This window comes from Candidatus Hakubella thermalkaliphila, from assembly GCF_013281975.1.
Lineage (GTDB): Bacteria > Actinomycetota > Humimicrobiia > Hakubellales > Hakubellaceae > Hakubella > Hakubella thermalkaliphila.
Genome location: NZ_BLRZ01000388.1, coordinates 1 through 754 on the forward strand (window position 1 = coordinate 1; position 754 = coordinate 754).

At 43.1% G+C, this 754-nt stretch carries 2 protein-coding genes; both read right to left on the minus strand.

The genetic code is table 11. The annotated features are described in order from the left end of the window. Positions 1–227: 227 nt before the first annotated feature. Positions 228–359, minus strand: coding sequence for a GatB/YqeY domain-containing protein (locus HW443_RS14195; protein ID WP_407079830.1), 132 nt, complete (start codon positions 357–359; stop codon positions 228–230). Positions 360–411: 52 nt separating this feature from the next. Continuing rightward, positions 412–754: GatB/YqeY domain-containing protein (locus tag HW443_RS12330; RefSeq protein WP_219857265.1), on the minus strand; the 343-nt coding region annotated here is incomplete at its 5' end.

The window sequence follows — 754 nt, forward strand, 5'->3', positions numbered from 1 at the left end:
TCTTGAATGGGTCTGTTGTACCTTTCAATATAGGTATTGATCTTGGGGCAACGAGGAGAGGAAAAGTAATGAGGAATTCCATCCTTCTCTAATTGCCCATCAAACTCACCGAAGTTCTCTGAACCGTTATCTGATTGCCATAATTTCCCCGGGATATACAGGCTGAAATCTCTGATAGAAGCCCTTAATGTCGCAAATGTATCTTAACTTTTTCAGAAAATTCTGCTCTATCTCGCAGAGTCGAGTCTCCGACCTTCCTTTTCAAGAATCTCTTTTACACGCTGGCTTACAAGCTTACCGTCTGCCTTGCCTTTAAGTTTAGGCATGAGTTCCTTCATTAGCCTGCCCATATCCTTCATGCCGGCAATCCCTGCCTCCCGGTTGCGAGTCACAACGACCTGAATCGTTGATTTACTGAATCGTTGATTTAATGATTTCATCAACCTCTTCAGAAGAAGGCTGTTCAGGGAGATATTTCTGGATAATCTCAATCTCTTTGTTTTCTTTTTCTGCAAGGTCGTTCCTGTTTGCCTTTGAATACTGCTCTACAGATTCCTTGCGCTGCTTGACCATTGTAGAAAGCACATCCATAATATCTTCTTCAGTAAGCTCACCCTTTCCGCGTTTTGCAATCTCTGCGTTCTTTATTGAGGACTTCATCATCCTGAGAGTGGATGTCCTCAGTTCACTCCCATCTTCCTTACTCTTCCGCTTGTGACAATGCAGAATCTTTTTACGCCTGCATCTATCGCTT

What these genes read in the sequence shown, in the direction of transcription:
- HW443_RS14195 (WP_407079830.1), bottom strand. Translation starts at nt 359, where the DNA reads ATGAAGGATATGGGCAGGCTAATGAAGGAACTCATGCCTAAACTTAAA.